General features: G+C 40.8%; 20 protein-coding genes. 10 read left to right on the forward strand and 10 right to left on the reverse strand.

Annotation, left to right across the window (positions count from 1 at the left end; translation table 11 throughout):
* Positions 1–387 precede the first annotated feature (387 nt).
* Positions 388–1167: an IclR family transcriptional regulator gene (locus F957_RS05410; protein ID WP_016542319.1), complete on the forward strand. Its 780-nt coding sequence runs from the start codon at positions 388–390 to the stop codon at positions 1165–1167.
* Between the two features lie 208 nt (positions 1168–1375).
* Here F957_RS05410 and F957_RS05405 read toward each other — a convergent pair whose 3' ends face one another.
* From F957_RS05405 to F957_RS05375, 7 genes are all read right to left on the reverse strand, one after another.
* Positions 1376–2536: a hypothetical protein gene (locus F957_RS05405; protein ID WP_016542318.1), complete on the reverse strand. Its 1161-nt coding sequence runs from the start codon at positions 2534–2536 to the stop codon at positions 1376–1378.
* Between the two features lie 119 nt (positions 2537–2655).
* Positions 2656–3243: a CDP-diacylglycerol--glycerol-3-phosphate 3-phosphatidyltransferase gene (gene pgsA, locus F957_RS05400; RefSeq protein WP_010590272.1), complete on the reverse strand. Its 588-nt coding sequence runs from the start codon at positions 3241–3243 to the stop codon at positions 2656–2658.
* A gap of 105 nt (positions 3244–3348) precedes the next feature.
* The gene (locus F957_RS05395) at positions 3349–4146 is read right to left on the reverse strand and encodes a thioesterase family protein (protein WP_016542317.1); all 798 of its coding nucleotides are present in this window, start codon (positions 4144–4146) and stop codon (positions 3349–3351) included.
* Between the two features lie 104 nt (positions 4147–4250).
* Positions 4251–6050, reverse strand: coding sequence for an excinuclease ABC subunit UvrC (uvrC, locus tag F957_RS05390; RefSeq protein WP_032861027.1), 1800 nt, complete (start codon positions 6048–6050; stop codon positions 4251–4253).
* Between the two features lie 70 nt (positions 6051–6120).
* A complete protein-coding gene (locus F957_RS05385; protein WP_228129652.1) occupies positions 6121–7290 on the reverse strand; it encodes a hypothetical protein in 1170 nt (389 codons plus the stop codon).
* A gap of 50 nt (positions 7291–7340) precedes the next feature.
* Positions 7341–8255, reverse strand: coding sequence for a lipid A hydroxylase LpxO (lpxO, locus tag F957_RS05380; RefSeq protein ID WP_016542314.1), 915 nt, complete (start codon positions 8253–8255; stop codon positions 7341–7343).
* 169 nt (positions 8256–8424) lie between these two features.
* Positions 8425–9420, reverse strand: coding sequence for a hypothetical protein (locus F957_RS05375; protein WP_016542313.1), 996 nt, complete (start codon positions 9418–9420; stop codon positions 8425–8427).
* Between the two features lie 471 nt (positions 9421–9891).
* Here F957_RS05375 and fadB point away from each other — a divergent pair, with 471 nt between their 5' ends.
* From fadB to F957_RS05360, 3 genes are all read left to right on the forward strand, one after another.
* Positions 9892–12045 (forward strand): fatty acid oxidation complex subunit alpha FadB, encoded by a 2154-nt coding sequence (fadB, locus tag F957_RS05370; protein ID WP_016542312.1) that lies wholly within the window; start codon positions 9892–9894, stop codon positions 12043–12045.
* 12 nt (positions 12046–12057) lie between these two features.
* The gene (gene fadA / locus F957_RS05365; protein ID WP_004802276.1) at positions 12058–13230 is read left to right on the forward strand and encodes an acetyl-CoA C-acyltransferase FadA; all 1173 of its coding nucleotides are present in this window, start codon (positions 12058–12060) and stop codon (positions 13228–13230) included.
* Between the two features lie 168 nt (positions 13231–13398).
* Positions 13399–14022 (forward strand): PH domain-containing protein, encoded by a 624-nt coding sequence (locus F957_RS05360; protein WP_004656254.1) that lies wholly within the window; start codon positions 13399–13401, stop codon positions 14020–14022.
* A gap of 63 nt (positions 14023–14085) precedes the next feature.
* Here the strand turns inward: F957_RS05360 and F957_RS05355 are convergent, their stop codons facing one another.
* Positions 14086–14580 (reverse strand): hypothetical protein, encoded by a 495-nt coding sequence (locus F957_RS05355; protein WP_016542311.1) that lies wholly within the window; start codon positions 14578–14580, stop codon positions 14086–14088.
* Positions 14581–14823: 243 nt separating this feature from the next.
* On the opposite strand from F957_RS05355, the gene F957_RS05350 reads away from it, so the two are divergent.
* Both F957_RS05350 and F957_RS05345 read left to right on the forward strand, forming a co-directional pair.
* Positions 14824–15540 carry a YidX family protein gene (locus F957_RS05350; RefSeq protein WP_016542310.1) on the forward strand — a complete coding sequence of 239 codons (717 nt, stop codon included), beginning with the start codon at positions 14824–14826 and terminating at the stop codon, positions 15538–15540.
* An 86-nt stretch (positions 15541–15626) separates the two neighbouring features.
* The gene (locus F957_RS05345; protein ID WP_016542309.1) at positions 15627–16325 is read left to right on the forward strand and encodes a YidX family protein; all 699 of its coding nucleotides are present in this window, start codon (positions 15627–15629) and stop codon (positions 16323–16325) included.
* Between the two features lie 41 nt (positions 16326–16366).
* Here F957_RS05345 and F957_RS05340 read toward each other — a convergent pair whose 3' ends face one another.
* Positions 16367–18172, reverse strand: coding sequence for an ABC transporter ATP-binding protein (locus tag F957_RS05340; protein WP_016542308.1), 1806 nt, complete (start codon positions 18170–18172; stop codon positions 16367–16369).
* A 56-nt stretch (positions 18173–18228) separates the two neighbouring features.
* Positions 18229–18978: a hypothetical protein gene (locus F957_RS05335; RefSeq protein WP_016542307.1), complete on the reverse strand. Its 750-nt coding sequence runs from the start codon at positions 18976–18978 to the stop codon at positions 18229–18231.
* Between the two features lie 177 nt (positions 18979–19155).
* Here F957_RS05335 and F957_RS05330 point away from each other — a divergent pair, with 177 nt between their 5' ends.
* From F957_RS05330 to F957_RS05315, 4 genes are all read left to right on the forward strand, one after another.
* Positions 19156–19851, forward strand: a complete 696-nt coding sequence (locus F957_RS05330; protein WP_016542306.1) for a DsbA family oxidoreductase — start codon at positions 19156–19158, stop codon at positions 19849–19851.
* Positions 19852–20419: 568 nt separating this feature from the next.
* Positions 20420–21841: a hypothetical protein gene (locus F957_RS05325; RefSeq protein ID WP_016542305.1), complete on the forward strand. Its 1422-nt coding sequence runs from the start codon at positions 20420–20422 to the stop codon at positions 21839–21841.
* Positions 21842–22049: 208 nt separating this feature from the next.
* Positions 22050–23183, forward strand: a complete 1134-nt coding sequence (locus F957_RS05320; RefSeq protein WP_016542304.1) for a hypothetical protein — start codon at positions 22050–22052, stop codon at positions 23181–23183.
* A gap of 132 nt (positions 23184–23315) precedes the next feature.
* Positions 23316–24200 carry a hypothetical protein gene (locus tag F957_RS05315; protein WP_016542303.1) on the forward strand — a complete coding sequence of 295 codons (885 nt, stop codon included), beginning with the start codon at positions 23316–23318 and terminating at the stop codon, positions 24198–24200.
* Positions 24201–24203: the final 3 nt, after the last annotated feature.

Raw genomic sequence — 24203 nt, forward strand, 5'->3', positions numbered from 1 at the left:
ACTAAAAAAGTGACAAGCTGTCCAGACTGATTTGAAAGCATTCAAATCAGGGCAAATACGATGAGTGAAACTGGATATAAGGAGTGATCTGCAATACTTCGTATTTTTAGGTGTTTTCTCCTAAAAATAATTATCCACATAAGACATTGCGTAGCTTATTTTTTCAAAATCGAGTAAATTAGTCAATATAAATTATCACCATTTGATAATTTTTCATTTTTATCTAAAATAATCGCTATAAAATTTATCATTTTTCTCAGTATTCACCCTAAACGATTGATCTTGGATGATCAGATTTAAAAGTACATACACGACCTTTCGCTTTTCTGTTATAAAGCAATAAAAGTTCGGTTTTCACGTTATTTTGTAAGGAGTAGGCGTCCCATCATGGCCATTTCGAGTTTTGGTAAAATTCTTACTGTGCTGGATTTATTTTCAGTTTCACGTCCGATTATCAATGTCGATATCATTTGTGATGAGCTTGCGCTATCCAAACCTACCGCCTATCGTTATCTCAAAGAACTGGTTTCGACGGACATCTTAAAACGGATTAGTGGCACATCGGGTGACTATACGCTTGGCTCTAAAATTGCGGTTTTAGATTATATTTCCCACAGCACTGACCCCCTGATTCAAATCAGCATCCCCTTTATGCGCGATATCGTGGAACGCACTGAACTGTGCTGCTTATTAACCTATTTAAATCATGATTATTGTATCGACCTACATCATGAGACCTTTAAAGATGCTGAATTACTCTCTTTTGGTCGAGGTTGCCCACGACCTGTTTATGTCGGTGCTTCACCTAAAATTGTCATTGCACACTTAAGCAAGCAGCGTATTCAAGCCTATTATCAGCAGTTTTCAAAAGAATTGGCACAAGTCGGATTTGCACAAACGCAGGATGAATTCATCCAACAGATGCGCAAAATCAAAAAACAAGGATTCTACTTATCCCAAGGTGAAATCGACCCTCAACTTTGCAGTTTGTCTGTACCGATCCGCTTCTCCAACAAAGAAGCGCCAATTGCGCTCACATTAGTGGCATCAAAGAATCGTTTTGACTTCATCAACATTCAAAAATTAATTGAAATCTTGCAAAATAATGCGACTCAAATTGAACATAAATTTGCAACACTGCCTGAAAGCCAAGGCAACCCGATTTGAGAATATTAAAAAACATTTACATTTTACACGGTTGTAAATATCAATAAATTCTCATATGATGATTATGTTCTTCAGCATACTCTCCCAAAAGAGCATGACTTTCCTCAGAGAACTAAGCTCATCGTTGTATGGGCTTTTTTCTTGTCTGGTCATTCATCAAACAATAAAAAAGCCCTCTAAATAGAAGGCTTTTACAGTTAAAAATATATCAACACATGATTTTTTGGATTAACTTGGCTTCTACTAACATTTGCTCAGTCTGATCAGCAGCGATAGACACCAAGTGCTTTCCATTCGAATAAAGAACTGAACCCTCAGTATTCAACGCATAGCCCAGCACCCCCCGCTTGAGTACTTGTTGCTCTCCCGTCTGTGAACATTGAATCAGTTCCCAACTCCGCGGAATGACACCTGCAAATTTTTCCCCGGCACTTTGATTCTGCTGCAAGGTCTTTTGCGCCTTAATTAAGTTGCCTTCCACAAAAAGTTCTTCTTCAGACTTTTGTCTCGACTTCGCAGGATTACTGCCAGAGGTTGATTTCAATGATTCGCCTGTATACCGTTGTGTAAAGAAATCCAACCAACCAAACACGGCGCGAATAATTTTAAAGGGCGCTAATACGATATCTTTGAGTGAGTTGCCATTTGCATACTTATTTTTATAGGGCCGTTTAAGAAAATATAACTGCCCAGTACCATCCATTTGTGGTTTGTAGAAATCATAGGCAGGATCAGAAAATAGTGTTTCAAGTTCGCCGGTTTTCAGATTTAAACGACAAATTTCTTTCGGGCCAATGCTAACTCCCCCTTGTTGGTCATAAGCAAAGCCACAGCTATCATAATAAATAAGATCTGGGTTTTGTGGATCAAAACATGGATGCTGATCCTGACAATCGCCTTCTGTAATATATTGAATCCGATTGGAATCCAAGCCTAATACACATAGATGTTGCTCAAAAGCATAGCCTTGACTGGCTGATAAAATCAGCCTTTTATGCTGTGCATCATAATCCATATGATGAATAATGAACTCGTTATTTCTTAATACCAACGCTTCAGGTTGCTGCGGATCTAGGAGTGATTTGATATAAATCGCACAACCATCCTGCAATTGCGCGGCATAAATCAAATGCTGTTCATCCATCAATACCGCGTCAACAGGATAAACATGCGCCAACTCATCTTGCTCACTATGATTCGCGACGCCCATGAATTGTGCCCCCGTACCCGAGGTTTTCCACTGCTTGCGTTGCTTGATCTCTTGTAAGTTTTTCTTGTACTGGCTCACTGCATGACAGTCAACTGTTTGAACTTTTTGGTCGTGCAATTGATGTAAGGCTTGATCTGATAAATACAATATTGATGACATTGATGTGTGTTCCCAACTTATCGTTTTAAGCACTCACACTGCTCAATCGGCCCTTGTGAGTGCTGTTATTTTCTAATCTTTTTATTTAAATTTGAATAAAATATATGATGACTGAAATTCTAAGGCTGTTTCAAATAAGGCCACGCAGCTTTCATATAAATAAACATCGACCAAAGCGTTAGTATCACGGCTGCATACAGCAAAGCATAAGCCCAGATTTCTAGCGGTTTCCAGTTCAATAAGAACACGCTGATCGCAATCATTTGAAAAGCGGTTTTATATTTACCAACGGTTGACACCGCAACACTGGTACGCGCACCTAATTCGGCCATCCACTCACGAAGTGCAGAAACTGTAATTTCACGCGAAATAATCACAATCGCGGCAAAGGCCATTGAAATGGTCGGTTGCCATTGCACCAATACAATTAATGCAGCTGCAACCATTAATTTATCTGCCACTGGATCTAGAAACCGCCCAAAAGCAGAGGTTTGATTCAATGTTCTTGCCAAATAGCCATCGAACCAATCGGTCACTGCTGCAAGTACAAAAATTGCAGTCAGCACCATATGGCGCATCATTCCCCCATGATGCTCAGCAATTCCAATCGCTGGCGGCCAATATGCAATCGCCAAAAATACTGGAATGAGGGCTATACGTGCCAAAGTTAAAATATTTGGAATGTTCAGGATTTGCCCTGTACTCATAAACACCGCCATGTTGTTCGCATCAAATATGCATGTCGCACAAAGGATGTGCCGAGATTGTATCCACGTGTAGGCAACTTTATACGAAATGTATCGCAGTGTCGACTAGGCAAAAACAGCAACTGTCTGTCTAAGCACCGCAATTAAACGGTTTTCAGCATCCCATACATAGGCATATTCGGTTGAATAGCCATGTTCTGCATATTCAGTCACCACTTTATATTTCAACCAATTCTGAATTTGACCCGTAATCGGTTGCAAATAGGTAATTTGCCAAGTCAATGAGCTGGCTGGTGCAGGGGTCTTAAACATCGGCAATACCCCAGGTGGCCAGACATCCATCAAGGCAAATAGGTCAGCCAATTGCATCTCACGATTTGAATGCAGATTTGGCGCAAAACGGCCCCAGCCCCCAAAGTCTGGCACTTTACTGCCCGCCATTGGATAACTTCCTTCGGCCCAACATAGTTCAAAATGCTGCAAACATTCAGGCATTAACCCTTCAAGGTAAAAGGTCTTATCCAATTGCTCAGGGCTTGGATAATCTGGCACTTGTGGCAAGTTTTGCACATGAATACGGGAATCTCGCTGCGTGCCAAAACTGGCAATTAAGATACTTTGAACAGCATCATCCTGCCAAAGTCGGACTTCCAGCGTCGTGACAGATTTTCCTTCCCTTAATACCTCAGCACTCAGTCGCGCTTGGCCTTGCTGTACTGGGCCAACAAAAGTGACATTACAGCTTAACAGTTGCTTTGCTGCATCTTGTACCACACTGAGTGCTTTCTGAATCAGCAATCCTGCAATCAAACCACCAAATACGGTACGGCCCTGTAACCAACCGGATGGAATATCAATCCATTCTTGTTGTTCAACCTGTTGATAGAGCGGAAGCAAGGCCATCATTTTTCCTTCATCATCGAAACCCACTATCTTTGAACGTTTTTAAGCATTTGTGAATGATCGTTTACACGGCAATATTGGGAAGATTATGTCAATCGGTCAAATTATTCATGCAAAATTTTATAAATGGTTCTGGCCAGAACCTCACCCAGCCCCGGAACCAAGGTCAGCTCATTTTCCGATGCCTTTAATACCCCTTGTATACCGCCAAAATGGGTCAATAAATCACGACGGCGTTTCGGCCCCAAGCCTGGAATAGCCTCCAGAACCGAACTACTACGGCGTTTATCACGCTTGGCACGATGTTTGGTAATGGCAAAACGATGTGCCTCATCACGAACCTGCTGAATCAAATGTAAGGCTTTATGATCTTCTGGCAATTGAATCTTGGTGCCATCGGTAAAATGCAGTGTCTCTAGTCCAGGTTTACGTCCTTCCCCTTTAGATACCCCAATCATAAAGGCATCCAGTTCAAGTTCCTGCATCACTTCCATCGCCATATGCAGTTGTCCTTTGCCACCATCAATCAGCAATAAATCTGGCAACATATTCTTTTTATAGCGGCGGATGAGTGCTTGACGCATCGCAGCATAGTCATCCCCCCCAGTAATATCCTGAATCGCAAATTGGCGATAATCACGCTTTCTTGCCCCGCCCTGATCAAACACGACACAGGATGCAATTGGCGCTTCGCCCATGGTATGACTAATATCAAAGCATTCAATCCGATCAACTGGACGTCCTACCACCTGTTCAAGTTGATGGAAACGTTCATTCAGTTCTAGATGATTACTGAGTTTGCCTTTAATTGCGTGTTGCACATTCATCTGCGCCAGCTCTAACCATTCAGCACGGGTCTCTCGTACTTTGTGTTTAATCTGTACTTTTTTATTAAAGGTCTGCTGCAAGCCATCTTCTAACTGCTGCCGATCTGGTACATCAACATTGACAATGAGTTCTGTCGGTACTTCATCTGCCACTTGGAAATAAAAATTGGCCATGAAATCACTAAGCATTTGCCCCAAATCATCGCCCAACATATCTGGGAAATAGCTTTTTCCTCCCAGCATCCGTCCATTACGCACATACATAATCTGGACGCAGGTCACCCCTGCTTGGTAGGCAATTGCCAGAATATCTGCCTCACCTTTGATTTTAAACACCGCTTGCTGAGCCTGTACTTCACGTAATAAGCCAAGCCGATCGCGATAAAACACCGCCTTCTCGAATTCCAGTGCTTCTGCTGCCTGCTCCATTTTCCCGATCAGCTCTTGATTCAGCTCTTTGGTATCGCCTTGCAAAAAACGAATGGAGTTATCGACATCTTCTTTATAGTCGGCTGGGCTAATCAGTCCCACACAAGGTGCTGTACAACGTTTAATTTGGTATTGCAAACAAGGACGCTTACGCTGTGAAAAATAGCTGTTTTCGCATTGGCGTACATTAAACAGTTTCTGTAACACCAATAACGTATCCCGCGCGCTATAAGCACTTGGGTAAGGCCCAAAAAATTTACCAATTTGATGCTTGCCTTTGCCCCGTCCACTGGCAATCCGCGGATAGGGTTTGTCTGATGAGACAAAAATATAAACGTAGGATTTATCATCCCGCAACATAATGTTATAAGGCGGGCGATGCAGCTTAATCAGGTTTTGCTCAAGCAATAAAGCTTCGGTTTCGGAACGCACCACCAAGCTTTCAATATCATAAATACGGGCAACTAAGGCCTGTGTCTTCGGATGCTCAATGGTTTTTACAAAATAGCTCGACACACGATTCTTTAGATTTTTGGCTTTACCGACATACAATAACTCCCCATCTTTACCCAGCATTTTATAAACGCCAGGTAACTGAGTCATATGCGCCAGTATTTTTTCAATGTGTTCTCGAGCGTTTGGGTTCACAAGTCGACTTTAATCATAAGTAATATTTGGATGATGTTGGCAAACCCATCGCTTTTCAAGTGTTCATCCGTCAATTTTCATGCTGAAAGGGAGAGACTAGCCATTGCATTAGTTTCTGCTTGTCTGCTCTTTTCTTTAGACCACTGATTTTTACACTTTCCCAATCAAACTGATAATCTTGTTTCAGTGTTTTCAACCATTCTGGAAAGCCAAATACCCCATATTCAGAAAAAGCAGGCATTTCTAATTCATTCTGATAAGAATCACTAAAATGGTGTTGCGAATAACTTTGATTTAATGGGCTTACAAATAATTTTACATGCCAGTTAAACGCACTATCATCTTGTAGCTCCAGAAAAACATAGCCATGATTGTGTTTAAGGTCAATCCAAATACTGACACCCCAATCCTTTAAAGGTAAATCCAGCCCAAGTTTCGTTTTCCAAATAAAAGTTTCGCTTGCCCGCCGTTTCACATTTTCCAATTCGATCAGTTGCTGTACATATGGAAAGGCATCAGCAGTGAAAATATCATCACCATATTGTTGCAGCATTTTTTCGCAGTATAAACAAAGAATTCTAAAGTTATCAGGCCCGAAGACAGCATAATCACCGTGTAAAAATTTTTCTAGAAAAATAGCTTGATACTGTGGGTTAAACAAAGCCAATAATGCCATTGCACGAATTTTTAAACCCAGTACCAACTGATTGTCTTCACAATAGAAATCGTACTGGCTCATATGCTCTAAGCATTGCAAGGCGTACTCGGCGAATCCTTGTTGTTGTTTAAAAAAGTCCATTTTTTTTAAATGACCACGGATAGAGGTATAGCTCTCTATACGGGTATACAGTTTTCTGAGTTTTTCATATTGCTCAAACGAGTGGCCTTGAGCAAGAGGATTAAATTGATCGAATCCGTAAAGAAATAAAGGCTCTCTCACATCGTATACATTCAATACCGACCCGAAATCGCTTAAATATTGCCGATAGGCTTCAATAAAAATCGAATAATTTTGAGCTTTTAATTTTATCGAACATTTGAGGTGTAGAACAACGCTATATAACTGGATCAATTCTTCTTGATTCAAAATCTTATCGGCTTTTACCGAAAGTTCCGCAAAACGTTGCCAATGCTGGCTATAAAAATCTTTTAATGGCTGATCATCTTGATTGCAACGCGGGTATAGCGCATCGCTGATAAAATATTGTAAAAACTGTAAGTCACTTAATTGTTGCATCATTCTTCCTTATTATAAAAAAACGCCCTTTCGGGCGTTGATCTTATTCAAACTTAAAAAACATACGGACGCACAAAAATCAGGAAAAATAGCCCAAGCATGATGAACCATTTCAAGAAGTAATACAGTGAACGGTTCGATTTCTTCAACGCTTTGGCTTTAATCCGAATCTGGTAAATATAACCAAAGGCTTTATTCAAACCACCTGTTTGGTCACCCGCTTCATTGGGTGAACTCGCAGCCGTCATCACACTTTTACCAAACCAGTGATTAAATTTCTCCATAAAACGTGTTTTTAATGGGCGCTCTACATCTGCGAAGAAAATAATACGGTTTTGGTCAGTCGTGTTTTCAGCATAGTGAATATAGGTTTCATCAAATACGACACTTTCACCATCACGCCAAGAATAACGCTCGCCATCGACATCAATGAAACAACGATCATCATTTGGTGTAATTAAACCTAAGTGATAACGCAAAGAACCTGCATAAGGGTCACGGTGGCGAACCAAACGACTATCTGGCGCAAGTTCAGTAAACATGGCCGCTTTAATCGTTGGCAAGGTCTTTAACAATGCGGTTGTTTTTGGACAAAGTTCAGCTGCTGATGGATGTGCTGAGTCGTACCATTTCAGATAGAATCGCTTCCAACCTGTTTTAAAGAATGAGTTAAAGCCCAAGTCATCATAGCTGCTAGATGCTTTAATGCCACCTTTCTCGTACAGCGCTTTGGCTTCATCACGAATCATTTCCCAATTTTCATCCAGAACTTTTAAGTCCTGAAAATGCTGGGTGTCGATATACGGCTGATTCGGCACTCTAGAAAACATGTACATCAAAAAGTTAATGGGTGCAAGAATCGTAGAATGGTCAAAAAACTGACGATAAAACGAATGCTTTACTTTCCCACGGCGCTGAATATACAAAGCCGAAATGATAAAAATCGCCAATATGATCCACTTAATCATATAGTTACTCGCATTTAAGATCTTTAAAGATACTTCGAAGATATTTGAAATTGAGGGAATAATAACAAACTCTCGAAGAAAATTCAGACCTAGATCAGCAACGATTATTTTAATAAATAGAAATCTCAAGAATATTCATTCTTGAGATTTCTCAAACTTAGGTTGTAAATTAGTCTTGGTATGGTTTCCAATTCAAGCCCGTTAATGAAACAAGCGCTTTTGCAGCGGTTTCATTGTAGCTATAGCAACCTGATTTCAATTGTGCAATTCTTAACTGAGCAAAATGGACGCGCTCAGGTGTATCTGCATTTTTTAAGGCTATTTCCCAATGCTTAATTTCTTGATCAGCTGTCCAACCAATATTGCTTGAATAATCTGCAGTATATGTTCTACCTTGATATTGCACCGCAACAGCATCGTCTTCAGCAAAGCCCAAACTCGTATTATAAATCGTTGTCCACAAAACATTTTGCCATGATCCCTTAGCTGCTTTATAAGTAAAGCCGAATGGATTCGTTCGATTTAAATATTCAAGAAACGGTGCATTTTCAGCATCAAAGTCCTCAAAACTTTGATTAATTTCATGATCAGGATCAGCATTAAATGCAAATGTCACTTGATTCGATTTTTTTGAAACTAAGCGATAACAACTACTTCCTTGAGGGAATTTATTCTGACCATAAGTGTTAAGAAAGATACGCCCATTGGTTGTACTCTCATCACTCACAGGAAAGCCTACTGCTCGATAACCAGGTAAAACTGTATCAAACATATTCCGACCAGATAGATCAACTCGTTGGAATTTCCAATCCTCTTTGACATCTCCAATGATGTCTAGTCTCCAATCTGTCAGCGAATTAATATTCATCACATTAATTGCTTTATCAGTTGGGAAATAGAGTTTTTTCTCTGTTAACAAATACTCACCTAGAGCTTGATTAGCGGAGCCATCTGTTGTTTTTTTATTGAATATTTCGAAATAAGCAATATTTAGCTCATCTTTTTCGTCAGCATTGTAATCCATAAAATAATAGCGAGTACCATTTGCTGTAGAGTCTTGTGATGTACTACTTTGATTATTATCACCAGAACTACCACCACCCCCTCCACATGCACTCAACATAAAAGGAAGGATTGCCAAAACTATAAATTTATTTTTTAACATAATATTACTTTCTTAAACATTTTTATAACATGAAGTTTATCCAAAAATAAAAAATAGACAATACTTTCTGTCTAACATTTCACAAATAATTCTACTTTTTATGACTTGTTTAAAAAATGGGATTAACCGCTATCTTTATTATTTAACATGGATGAGATTTACTCCCACTCACTTAGTATTTCGCTGTTTCTTTAGCTATCAGCCCAACGAGCGGATATCTCCTCCAACTTGATCTTGCACAATTCTCCAGCAAGCAAAAAAAACCATATTAAATAGATATTTTTCATATAGATAAGACTAAAAAAATTATTTACAAACAATTGATGACCCTAGCGTCACGGCTTGATACAACTTGTTATGTCCTTTTTGGATATAGTTATCGTAAGATTAGCGAAGCATTTTTTGTGTGCCTAAGCGCACACACGCTTTATGACATCAACTCAGAATCCTCCACAACAAGGGAGATCAGGCATGATCCACGCTGGCAATGCCATTACCGTCCAAATGCTTGCGGACGGAATTGCAGAATTCCGCTTTGACTTACAAGGTGAGTCGGTTAATAAGTTTAACCGTGCAACCATCGAAGACTTCCAAGCAGCGATTGCTGCAGTGAAAGCCAATAACGATATTAAAGGCTTAGTTGTTACCTCTGGCAAATCAACTTTCATCGTTGGTGCTGATATCACTGAATTTGGCGATAACTTCGCTGCAGGTGAGCAAGCGATTGTTGATTGGCTTATGCCTGTACATGATGTCTTCAACAGCTTTGAAGATTTAGATCTACCTAAAGTTGCTGCTATCAATGGTACAGCGCTTGGTGGTGGTTTTGAAATGTGCTTGGTATGTGACTATCGTGTGATGTCAGAGCAAGCACAAGTGGGCTTACCAGAAATCAAACTCGGGATCTATCCTGGTTTCGGTGGTAGCGTGCGTTTAAGCCGTTTAATCGGTATCGACAATGCCGTTGAATGGATGGCTATGGCGAACCCGAAAAAACCTGCTGCTGCATTGAAAGATGGCGCGGTAGATGCGGTTGTTGCTGCTGACAAATTACAAGAAGCTGCGGTTGATCTCGTTAAACAAGCGATTGCTGGCCGTTTAAACTGGAAAGCAAAACGTCAAGAAAAATTAGACGCAATCAAATTGAACCCACTTGAACAAATGATGGCGTTCAATACGGCAAAAGGTGCGGTTCTTGCAAAAGCAAATCCTGCACAATACCCTGCTCCAAAGCTATTGCTTGATTCTTTACAAGCAGGCGCAAGCTTAACCCGTGATGATGCATTAAAAGCTGAAGCACAAGGTTTTGCTAAAGCAGCAATTACACCACAAGCAGGTGCATTGATTGGTTTATTCATCAATGACCAAGTGGTGAAGAAAACTGCGAAGAAATATGAGAAAGGTGCTCATCCAGTGAACCAAGCCGCTGTTCTAGGCGCGGGTATCATGGGTGGTGGTATTGCTTACCAAGCGGCAAGCAAAGGCACACCAATCATCATGAAAGACATTGGTAACCCACAACTTGCATTGGGTATGGCAGAAGCGAATGGCTTACTGACCAAGCAAGTTGAACGCAAGAAAATGAAACCTGCACAAATGGGTGAAACACTGGCTCGCATCCGTCCAACTTTAAGCTATGACGAGTTTAAAGAAGTGGATATCGTGATCGAAGCGGTGACTGAAAATCCAAAAGTTAAAGAAATCGTACTCGCTGATACTGAAAAGCATGTTCGTGAAAACACGATCATTGCATCTAACACCTCTACGATTTCAATCACTCGTTTAGCGAAAGCATTACAACGTCCTGAAAACTTCGTTGGTATGCACTTCTTTAACCCAGTACACATGATGCCATTGGTTGAGGTGATTCGTGGTGAGAAGACTTCTGAAGAAGCAATCGCAACAACTGTAGTGCTTGCTCAAAAAATGGGTAAAACACCAATCGTTGTTAACGACTGCCCAGGTTTCTTGGTTAACCGTGTATTGTTCCCTTACTTTGGTGCATTTGACCTGCTTGTAAAAGATGGTGCGGATTTCCAACAAGTGGACAATGTGATGGCGAAATTCGGCTGGCCGATGGGCCCTGCATACCTGATCGATGTTGTTGGTATCGATACAGGTGTTCATGGCGCAGAAGTGATGGCAGAAGGTTTCCCTGACCGCATGAAGCCAGATTACAAAGGTTCGATCGAAGCGATGTATGAAGCAAAACGTCTTGGTCAAAAGAATGACGTTGGTTTCTACAAATACGTGTTAGACAAGAAAGGTAAGAAAGCGAAAACTGTTGATCCAACAGCATACGAAATCATTGCACCATTCGTAACTGGCGAAAAACGCGAGTTTGATAGCCAAGAAATCATTGACCGTATGATGCTTGCTTTCTGTAACGAAACTGTTCGTTGCTTAGAAGACAAGATCGTAGCAACTGCTTCTGAAGCAGATATGGCGATGATCATGGGTGTAGGTTTCCCTCCATTCCGTGGTGGTCCATGCCGTTACATCGACCAAACAGGTGTTGCTGAATACGTTGCACTTTGCGACAAATATGCACACTTAGGTAAGGCTTATGAAGCGCCACAAATGTTGCGTGACATGGCTGCTAACAACACAAAATTCTACGGTTAAGGAGCGACGTGAATGGCTACTTTAAATCCACGTGACGTTGTGATTGTTGATGGCGTTCGTTCTGCCATGGGCAAATCACGTAACGGTATGTTCCGCAATGTACGTGCCGACAGTTTATCTGCTGAATTAGTACGTGCACTTGTTGCTCGTAACCAGTTTGATACCAACGAAGTTGAAGATGTAATCTGGGGTTGTGTCAACCAAACTTTAGAGCAAGGGATGAACATTGCTCGTAACATTGGTTTATTGGCTGACATTCCAAAAACTGCTGGTGGCCAAACAGTCAACCGTCTTTGTGGTTCTTCTATGCAAGCAATCCACACGGCTGCTGCACAGATTGCAACCAACCAAGGTGATGTGTTCATCATCGGTGGTGTAGAGCATATGGGCCATGTAGGTATGATGCACGGCATCGACCTTAACCCAGAAGCATCTAAACACTATGCCAAAGCATCAAACATGATGGGCTTAACCGCTGAAATGTTAGGTCGTATGAATGGCATCTCTCGTGAAGAACAAGATGCGTTTGGTGTTGAATCTCACCGTCGTGCTTGGGCTGCAACTCAAGAAGGTCGTTTCAAAAATGAAATCGTGGGTGTTGAAGGTCATGATGCTAATGGCTTCAAAATCCTTTGCGACATCGACGAAGTCATTCGTGCTGATGCTAACCTTGAAGCATTCAAAGCATTGAAACCAGTTTTCGATCCAAAAGGTGGTTCAGTCACAGCAGCGACTTCTTCTGCGCTTTCTGACGGCGCATCTGCAATGTTGCTTATGTCTGCTGAACGTGCTCAAGCATTGGGTTTAAAACCACGTGCCGTGATTCGTTCAATGGCGATTGCGGGTTGTGATGCTGCAATCATGGGTTATGGTCCAGTACCTGCAACTCAAAAAGCGCTTAAACGTGCGGGTTTAACGATGGCGGATATCCAGACTATCGAATTAAACGAAGCATTTGCTGCTCAAGGCTTATCAGTGATGAAAGGCCTAGGCGTTTATGACAAGCAAGACATCATCAACTTGAATGGTGGCGCGATTGCATTGGGTCACCCATTGGGCTGTTCTGGTGCGCGTATCACAACAACTTTGTTGAACGTGATGGAACAACAAGATACACAAATCGGTCTTGCGACCATGTGTATCGGTCTTGGTCAAGGTATCGCGACCATTATCGAACGTGTTTAATCGACACTGAGATAAAAAGAAAATCCCCGTGCTAAGCGGGGATTTTTTTATGTGATAGAAATTCGTTTCATCGTTGTATCAAATTCTTAAAATACAAATGCCCACTGTAGACAGAACAATACACGGCAAATTATGATCGCAGTTCCAACAAATAATAAGGTTCTAACAATGTTTAAAAATATGGCAGCCGATCTAATGGGAACCAGTGATATCGGTAAGATTATTGAACCTCAAGATTATGATAAAACTGATATTGATGACTATATTTTCCATGAAGACAATGAAAAAATCTTCTTCTTAATCAAAGCAAAAACAGATGAATACTGCTTTACCAACACGGCATTTATCCACCTTGATGGTACCAGTGCAGTGAGTAAGAAAAGAACCCTAAATCGTTATCCTTATAAACACTACCAAATTAGCCGCGTACTGCTTGAAACCGCCGGAACCATTGATCGCGATGTCGAAATCAAATTCCAATTGGGTGGTGCGGCTTATTCAATTGATATTGAGAAAGCACAAATCGAAAAAGTACGCGACTTATATAAAGCCTTGTTTAGTATTGGCGAAGCATGTAAAGAAATCGAGCGCCAATACACCACATTGGTTCAAACCCAGCAAGCCGTAAATGGTATGTTCTCGCTGCGTGAACTGCCAGAGCAGGTATTATTGAATTTACCAGATATTATTTCGCAGACTACTCTTCAGGTTGAGAACAAATTTACCGAGCGACGTAAACAAATTGAAGACTATGATTTTTCGGCTATTTTTGAACGCTATCTGAAGCAATAATAAAAAATCCCCGCACATTGCGGGGATTTTTAATTTCATTCAGGATCAGCAATTTATCGGCTATCAAAAACCTCTTAAGCCGTCTTGAAATTGTTGACGCAATCTCAAAATATCATCCACATTGATTTTAATCGTGCCATTTCGAATCCCTTCAGCACTATTACGATTAAGATTCAGTGGTTCTAACATTTTAAATAGACCATTGGTCGGATCAGAAGATTGAAAACCCGAAGCAACGGCGAGAATATATTGCTGTAATATCGGTGAAAATTGAGATAAATCGGGCGGTGCTGCCATTGGCTGATAGTCAACAACCGTTCTCATCTCAGGAATACCCGCATTCTGCATATCATTATGAACTTTATAAACATAATGTTGCAATGACTGACGAACCTGCTTGTCTTCTTGAAAGGGCACAAATCCCACTTCTTCACGAAGTTCAGATTCTGCCATGACACGAATAGTCGGCAAAGAGGTCACTTCATCATTTGCCTGAACCACAGGGATGCCCATAAAAGCCAATACAGTGATCAGGGCGGATCGTTTTAGAAAATTCATCGTTTGCTCCAAACATCCCTCATCCATAAGAAGATAATGAGTTAAATAAAAGCAGTTATCTAATAGGCTACAACAAAGTGTGATTTGATTCAGTAGAGGTCAGATAAACGGTCAAGATCATCCAAATCTGGATTGAGCCCGTCGAATATTTTACCAGTCAGACAAATTTAAGCATGTAGTTCATATTCCCTAGATTTTTGTTTATAGTCGTTTTTCTTGTCCAACCAGTTCCTAAAAGAAAGAATGAATTTTAAAATATTGAATCATAAAATTTTTGTTTGCTGTTTATTATCTGGATTAGTTCTTACAGGCTGTTCAAGTAATCGAGTCATTGGTGAAACCACACGGGATTTATTCACTAAATATGAATCTGGTCATCAATGGACAACATTAATCGAAGATGATGTGATTGCCTTTGGTAAACCCGCTATTGCCTTGCCCAATGAGCCGACGGATAGCATTATCATTGCAGGGAAACAATATAGCTATGTGATTCACAAAGGGGGAGCCGAATTTGTGCAATTGCTTAACCAGCTTAATCCTCAGTATATTCAGATCAGTCGTGATTTAGATTTTATTGCACCCGCGCCCGATAGCAATCGTTTTAGAGGCCAATTTAGATTTACGTATGCGCCACCAAATGGAAATCTCAGTGAAAAAGAGCAAGCACTATTTAAGCAATATGGGATTGCTCCCTGTAACTGTATTGACACGCAAAAACCGCATAGCTTTGAACTCGGCCTTGAAGGCACTGTGTATCCTGCAGTGAGTAACCTTAGATCACTACAGCCACTCTCCAAGCCTTACCGAGTTAAAATTCAATATCTTGACTATAAAAGTGCTAAAGTTCAGTTATCGACTAAAGAAAAACTGGCTCATTTACCGCTGCTTCCCTTTACTTTAACGCTAGATGCAATTGTCTTGCCTTCTAAAGTTCTGGGTATTATTTATCAGCCTTAACAGGATCAATCCTCAGCCTAGAATAATGACACGACAAATCAAACCAAAGACACAGATCTGAGCTTTAAAATGACAGGAGTACACGGATGTTAACACCACCGATTAAAACCCTCATCAGCCTATGCGCAATCACGGTACTCGCAACAGGTTGTGCCACCTCAACCCTGATCAAGAAAGACAATCGTAGTTATACGCGAACCACAAAAGTCACCTTGGTTGAAGACAACGTGGTGGCTTTTGGCCGACCTGCGCAAACTGCTACCAACTTGCCTAAAGATAGCATCGTGATTGCAGGCCAACAAAAAAGTTATATCCTCACTCAGGGCGGGACTCAGTTTGTTACGCTGATCAGTAAGCTTGATCCTAAAAACATTCAAATCACCCGTGATCTTAATTTCTATTCAGAAAAAAATGATGGTCATTTTTTAGGTACTTTGCCACTTTCCTATGTGAAACTCAAAGAAGATCTAAGCAAGAAAGACCTAGAATTCTTTATTGAAAATGGTGCCAAAGAATGTTCTACATCAAGTGATGAGCGTATGCAGGCACAACGCTTCTGTTTTGATATCAAGCTGGCAGGTGTGGTCTATCCTGTGGCGAATAATCTCTGCTCGTTAAAGGCGTTAAGTAAACCCTATCAAGTCACCATTTATACTCAGAAAGAGGAAAGCTATAAATCCAAATCAGGCTTAAATCCTCTCGAAAAACTGGTGCTGCTACCGTTTGCAGTCGCGATTGATGTGGTGAGCCTCCCCTTCCAAGCCGCAGATAAGATATTTGATTAATCCTGAGTTAAAACCATTTCAAATCGCATGATGAAGAGTAGCTAACTATGAGTTTCCTCTTCATCATCCCCCTCAAAAGTCTTGGAAATTTTTTCGATATTGAGACTCTTGGCCATCGCATCAAAAATATTTTTATATACACCTTGTTGCTGATAAAGCTGATGGTGCTCACCATGTTCTACGATCCTGCCATCCTGCATCACATAGGTATAATCGGCATCAATAATCTGTGACAAGCTATGTGAAATGATAATCACCGTCCGCCCCTGCTTAATCTCATCCAGACTGTGCTTGATCTGCTCAGTTGCAATCGCATCCAGACTTGCCGTTGGCTCATCCAGAAAAATAATTGGTGGATTTTTCAGGAACATGCGAGCAATCGCAATACGCTGTTGCTGTCCGCCTGACAATAGTAGCGCATCGGATTGATAGGCCAATGGTAATTTGAGAATCTGCTCATGAATCGAGGCTTTCTTTGCAGCCAGGATGATTTCATCCTGTGTCGCATCCATCTTGCCATAACGGATATTTTCCTCAATCGTACCCTGAAAAATATGATTCTTTTGCAGAACTAAACCAATATGATCACGTAGATATTGGGTATCAATTTCCGTTAACGAAGACCCATTCAGCAGAATCTCACCGGTCTGTGGTAAATAGAATTTGTCCAGCAGACTGATCAAAGTCGATTTACCCGCACCTGACAAGCCCACCAACGCCGTGATTTTATTAGGTTGTATGGTGAGATTGATATCTTTCAGCGCATGAAAACCATTGGGATAGAAAAAGTTCACCTGTTTTAATTCAAACTTACCGGTCAGAGGTTGTGGTTTCAGTTGGCCTGAGGTTTCTATTTCATCATCAGCCTCTAAAATTTTGAAAAAGCTTTCTGCATAAATCATCGCATCATTCACTTCATCATAGATACGATGTAAGGAGCGAATCGGTGCTGAGACATTATTAAATAACAGAATATGAAACATGATCATGCCAATGCTCATATCACCGACCAGAACAAAATAAGCTGTTAAAATGATAATAAATACGACGCCGATCTGTTCAATAAAGGTTTTTAAGCCATCAAACAGAAAACTGAGTTGGCGGGTTCGCATCTGGTCATCGGTCAGTTGTTTTTGTAAGGTCAGTTGTTTTTCTGCCTCTATTTGCTCACGGTTAAATGACTTAATCACCGTGATCGACTGAATAATACTTAAGGTGCCCTGACTTTTACGCTCTCGACCATCACGTAAATTACGTCGTGTGCCACTGAGTTTTTGTGCTTGTTTAAAGGTAATCCAGAAATAAATCGGTACAATACTCAGCGCCACCAAGCCAATCCAGAAATTGGCATAGAACATCAGACACAGGGCAATGATGGCGCTGCTAAACAAAGGGAAAATATCAATAAAGAAGATTTGCACCAGTCGGGTAATCGAACCAATGCCTCGATCAATCCGAGTCTGTAACTTTCCTGCTTGGTTATCATCTTGGGTAAAGAAGGCCAGACGGTATTGTAGAAACTTCACAATGATCGACTGCGCCACATCCTGTGAAATCAAAATCCGCAATTTTTCGCCAAAAAACTTTTGTCCAAACTGAAGAAAAATATTCAGTACTTCTTTACTCAATAAAATCACGCTGATGGTGAGCAGAATATGCCAGCCGGCATTTAAGCCCTGCCCTGATTCAACCACGGCATTGATTTGATCGACTGCATATTGCAAGGTCAGCGCATTGACTTGTGCGGTTAAGGCACCAATCAAGGTCAGCACCAAAGTCACTGCAACCAGCCACTTGTAGGGGAGCACAAATGGTTTTACTTTATGAAACAGCTGCCATAAATTCATATGCTTCGATATCTACCTGTTCTTGTATTTCATGCATGTTGAAGGATCGCTCTTGATTACAGTTCCTCTTCTAAAGCCTCAGCATTATTTTGTTTAATCTTCTCCATTTTGGTATTCAGCTTTAATACATCTTGATAAAGGGCGTTGAATTTCTTCACTTGAGCCGTTTCGCGGAACAAAATCATTTTGTCTTTTCTTTGCCACTGATATTTCTTCAGCATATCGAACATGGCTTGTGCCTTTTCAATGATTTGCTGCTCAATCGGAAAAATATCATGAGCCTTATCCGCTTTTAGATTATGTTCTAATTTTGCTTGTAGCGAGCTTCTCATTTCATTATGAATCGCCAAACTTTTTGCCTGCTGCATAGCATTGGCCTGAATGTGTTGCCGTGCTTGCTCATATTCGGCTGATGCTTTACGCACCTCTACAAACATCTGCTCAGTATCCTTATAGTTCTGCTTGCGGTCCTGATCCAAACGCACAACATCTAAAAAAGTATCCCAATTGGCAGCTTTGAGTTCACGTAAATAACGATTACGCGCTTCTACATTTTGCATCCAATAGCTCAATAAAAACTCGGACATCAACTTATAATCACCAGCCAAACGATCATCATGGATATCCAGTTGCACTGGAGTCGACCAGTCTTGTGCTTGATCATAGAGTTCACGCATTTTTTCAGACATGACCACCTCAAACATCTGCTGATTATTGATGGCACGCTGTTTCAAAGTATGCTGATAAAAGAAAAAAGAACCAATACAAAGCACCACAACTGTCACAAAGATTAAAAAACGGCGCATAGAGCCTCCAAATTTCATTATATTTTTTTATGTTCTGAACTCAGTTTAATCGATAAAACACATGCAGTTATAGCCCTTTTTATTTCACTTCTCGTAACGGAGCATTACATTTTCATCGCTTTAAATTGATCGTGTTCGCCCCTATTATCTGTTTAACGAGAATTGAAGAGATCCACCATGCGTGTAGATATTTGGTCAGATGTGGTCTGTCCGTTTTGTTATATCGGTAAAAAACGTCTTGAACATGTGGCTGAAGAAGCAGGTATTGAACTGGAAATTCACTGGCATAGTTTCGAACTAGACCCAGATGCGCCAGCCAAACATGAGACTTCAAACACCGAACGACTCGCAAAGAAATATGGTCGTAGCTATGCCGAGATGGAAGACATGGAGCGCAATGTAGCAGCCATGGCGGCAACGGAAGGCATCGATTTCCAATGGCAAAAAGCCAACTCAGGCAATAGTTTTAATGCACATCGTATTATTCATCTTGCCCAGAGCAAAGGTTTGGGCAATGAAGCAGAAGAAGCTTTCTTCCATGCTTATATGACCGAAGGTCTTGCCATTGGTGAACGTGAAGTGGTTGAAGAAATTGCCTCTCGTATTGGCTTAGACAATGCCGAAGTTGAATATGTACTGGACTCGGACGAATTGGCTGATTTTGTACGCCATGATGAGCAGATCGCACATGAACAACTGAAAGTAACGGGTGTTCCGTTCTTTGTCTTTGAGCAAAAGCTGGCGCTTTCAGGTGCGCAACCACGTGAAGTTTTCTTGCAAGCCTTACAGCAAGCACAAAGCTCATCAAATGCCGAAATTGAGCAAACCGAGGCCGCTCAATGTAATGATGATCAATGCGAAATTAAACCTTAAGCCAGGTTAATCCTAAGACTGCTTTCATCTGTATATGGAAGCGGTTTTTTTAAATCTTTAAATTTGTATATTCCCCTTTGGTTTCAGTCTTTTATCTTTAAAAAAATACCGTTTATCGCTGTTAATGATGACTTCAATCGTATTGGTTTTTTATTTGCTGAGCTTTTCACCAGCAGATATGTGAAAGTGATCACAATTCATTCAAAAATTTATAGATGATTTTTTATCTAATGATCTATTAATCCGATTCATTCTTTTAAAATGTTTTTATTTTCAAAGACAAACCGAGATATATATCTCGATTTAGAATACTTAAATGAGATTTTTTACTAACTTGACCACTATAGATTTTGCCTCTTTTTCTTCTATAATCGTCATAAAGTGACAATCTTTTGTGATCAAAATACCTCGTATAAATGCAGTGTATGCAGCGCAAAACAGTAACTGTCACATGGATAAAACAGCATACTTTATCGACTATAACTGATTACAACGTGTGAGAACTGCTGCCACTTTTTCGGATTCATGATTTAAAACAGGCTCTCGCCTATCTCTAAGGAAACAATTGATGGACGTATTAGAGAAAGCACTCTTGGTTGATGAGCTTAAAACGCTTGTTGACGGGCTGAATGATGACAAAACATCACTTTTTGAAATTGCCAAATCAAAACAACGTATCAAAGATATTTGCGCATCTTGCGACGATCCGACCTTTCAAGATCAATTGACGCCATTTAAAGAATTTATTTTGAATGAAGAGTTTTCTGCCGCAGACTTAGCCGACTATGGTTATGCCATGACCTACCGCGGCACCTATAATTTTATGGGCCGTGTCGAAAATGCCTTGTTTGCTTCAGCCGATATGGGCTGGGCTGCATTACGTCAGGGCCAGCATTGGCAGGTCTGGGTGATTCGCCCTGCGCTCTCCTTCCTGAAAAGCCCTTGGTTCAGTTCATCACAAGATGCATTGCGCTGGTTACAAAAGCATGCTCAGGATTATGTGAAAACTGATGATGTGCTACACAACCTGATTCCAGTTTTAGAGCCTATTCAGGCAGAAGATACTGAGAAAAATTCGAGCTTAGACAGTCGATCAATCATACAGCAACAGACTGCTAACTTTCAGTCGCAGCTAGATGCCATTATTCAAGAAAAAATTCAGCCCGCGACAGTAACAACTGCATCTCAGGCCACTCCGCGTGTAAAACCTGGTTTTAGACAAAACCTGAGTCCTGCTGCAAATCTCAACAAGGCCAAACCCTTGGCTTTGAATGATTTTAGTTTAGATGGTCTGCTCTGTCGCTTGGAACGGATCGATGCACGAACCTTTCCATCCCTATATCGAGTCGATCTACACGACGAGATTGATCAAAATATTAAAATTGATTGGCTCTATCTCAAAGCCGAGAACGAAGCACAACCCCTGTGGGGATCAGCACAGATTTTTATTGCTGAGCAACTCTATGCCCAAGGTCAATTTTCCCATTATGTGGTGCTGGTTGGAACACATAGCGTTGAATATGCGACCACCATTTTACAAGCCTATACCGATCAACGTCACACCCGAACCAGTTCCATTCATCAAACCAGCTGGAATAACTTTAAACAACACTATCACCTACATGAGCACTTGTTTAATGAATGTATTATGAATGGCACCTTAGTCTGGCAACGGGATCAACGCGTCTATCCCTACATCCCAGCATCATTTATCAACACGCAAAAATTTATTGCCTTTGATGAAACCTCTGCGACCTTTTTTACGCCTGTCATTTTACTCAGAGAACGTCAGAAAATCCGTGTCATTCATGGCCTAGAACGGGTCAAGCTATCCAGTGAAGATCAAGCCTATCCCTATCTATTACTCGATCGCACCGATGGATATACTTGGCAACTAATTCGACAAGTGATCAGCCGTTTACCACAACCAATTTCTGTGCACGATCTATATCAGGCTTTAGAAAACAGCGCCGCGCCTGAGTCCATATAACAACCCGAAAAAGTAAATTTTCTGGACACTTTAACTCAAGGACGAGTGATTTGCTCCCGATCAATCTGCTGCATAACAGATAACGCTAAACCCTTATGATCACTCTATTTTTTTTACACAGTTAAATTGCTGCTTTTTGTTTCTGATGCTTGATTTTATTCCCCTAATCATCAAAAGTTAATATAAGAACAATATATAAGTCTTTATTATGAATAATTTACAGCAAATGGTGCCATCGCGTATCTTTTTTGCTTTGCTAACGTTGTCAATTGGCTCTTTAAGTGTTGCAAATGCAGAAACCAATGCCCAAAATCAGCAAACAAAAAATGTACCAAACTCAACAGCAGCAAATAACACTGAAAATGCCTTAGACTATATTCCACGTTGGGTCGATGCTGCACCCACGATCTTTCCTGGGCAATCTGACCAATCTAATGTGCCACCCACCACCGAAACTGAAAACAAAACTTGGGCTGATAAAAAGCAGCGCAGTATTCGTGAGTGGGCTGACCGAACTTCAATCAAAATTGATGACTGGTTTGGTGATGTTGATCCAGACAAACCAGCCTCTGCCACCATTCGGGTCATGCTGGATAATTCCTGGAATGAATATGATAACTTCGAGGTTAAACCTCGTATTCGCGGTAAAATTAAACTACCCACGTTAGAAAGAAAAGTCAGTGTGGTGTTTGGTGACGACTCCCTTGATGATGAGTTTAAGAACAACGTCGCCAATACCAATAATCAACCCAATCAAGACCCCGATAAAAAATTCGACTCCAAACAAACCCGCGACAGTAACGGCTCTTTGGCCTTACGTTGGTCAGACTTTTCTAAAAAACTCCCTTTCGAGACTGATGCTGACTTAGGTATTCGTTCAGGCAGTGATATTTATGCCCGCTTAAGAGCAGAAAAACATTGGGACTTGCGTAATGACTTCCGCTTTAATGCAGAACAAATCTATCGCTATGGCAGCAAAAGTGAAAATTATTTAAGAACCAATTTAGAATTGATTCATGCACGTCCAAATCAACCTTTTTTATCGAACCAATTCAGCCTGACCTATGCCGATAAGCAGGATGATGATCTATGGTGGGATAACCGTCTTTTCCGCCAACATCAGTTCTTTGCCCATAACAACTTCAACTATGGTATTTATACGGGTGGCTACTATAACAATAACCAACTGCGCTTAAATAACTGGGGGCCTTTCGTGTCGTGGCGGCAACCTCTGTGGCGTGAATGGTTCTATGTACAAGGTGATCTTAGCTATCTTAATGATCATCGCGAAAACCGTGATCATTTCATCAGTACTTTTGTTCGGTTAGAAACCTTATTCTAGTGCTAAATGGATGCACAAAATGCCCAATCAAAATCTAGATTGGGCATTTTTATTTTAAAAATGAAGTCCAGTAAATAAATGCTTAAGCTAAAACTGTTAAACTAATTTTCTTTTATTTTTCTTCGCTTTAACATGGATCAACGATACGCTGCACTTGTGTATTTATTGATTGTAGGTCATCTCTGTCTAGGTGAGCTACTCAGTCCTTTTTTCCCTATGTTCTTGCCTTTAAACAGGCATTTGGTACGTACGCCAGTGCAATTCTCCAATCCGCATCCTCTACAACGACAGGGGGCAAAAATAAGGGCTTGTAATCTTCCATTAGAAACATCTATTGATCCACGCAGTGATATAGAACTGAGTCAGGAGTTAATGGCTGTTTTTGGTGATGATTCCCTGTGGCAACGTGCCCAACTCACACAAACAAGCCAAAAACTAGGCAAAATCACGAAGCAACACTCACATAAACACCTCAGCATGCCCAACCCTGTTAGCGCCAGTTGGAGCACCATCTCAAGTTGGTTACCCTTTAACAATGATCTGGACTTAGGTTCTAACTCCAATACCGACATCTATGTGCAGTTCCTTGCCAAGAAGCAATGGAACCTACATTCAGGACTGGATCTCGATACGGCACAAATCTTTCGTTATGGTTCCACCAGTAAGAATTATGCAGAAACCAATTTCAATTTAACCCAGAAGTTTCAACAACAAGCGCTGTTCTCGACCCAATTCAACCTGTCTAAGACCCAAGATGAAGACTACACTTGGCGTAATCGTACCTTCCAGAAATTGCATTTACTCTCCAAAGACAATCTCAGCTATGGCATCATCAGTGAGGGTGATTATGAAAATAAAGAACTTCGGGTGAATCAATGGGGGCCCTATTTCTCCTGGAAACGTCCGATTTGGCGTAATTGGTTATATATGCAAAACGATCTGAATTATTTAAATATTCCAGCAGATAAACAGGACAATCATTTCAGCTATCAAATGAGCTTTGAAGCTCACTTCTGATGA

Origin of the sequence: Acinetobacter gyllenbergii CIP 110306 = MTCC 11365 (genome assembly GCF_000413855.1) — a bacterium.
Lineage (GTDB): Bacteria > Pseudomonadota > Gammaproteobacteria > Pseudomonadales > Moraxellaceae > Acinetobacter > Acinetobacter gyllenbergii.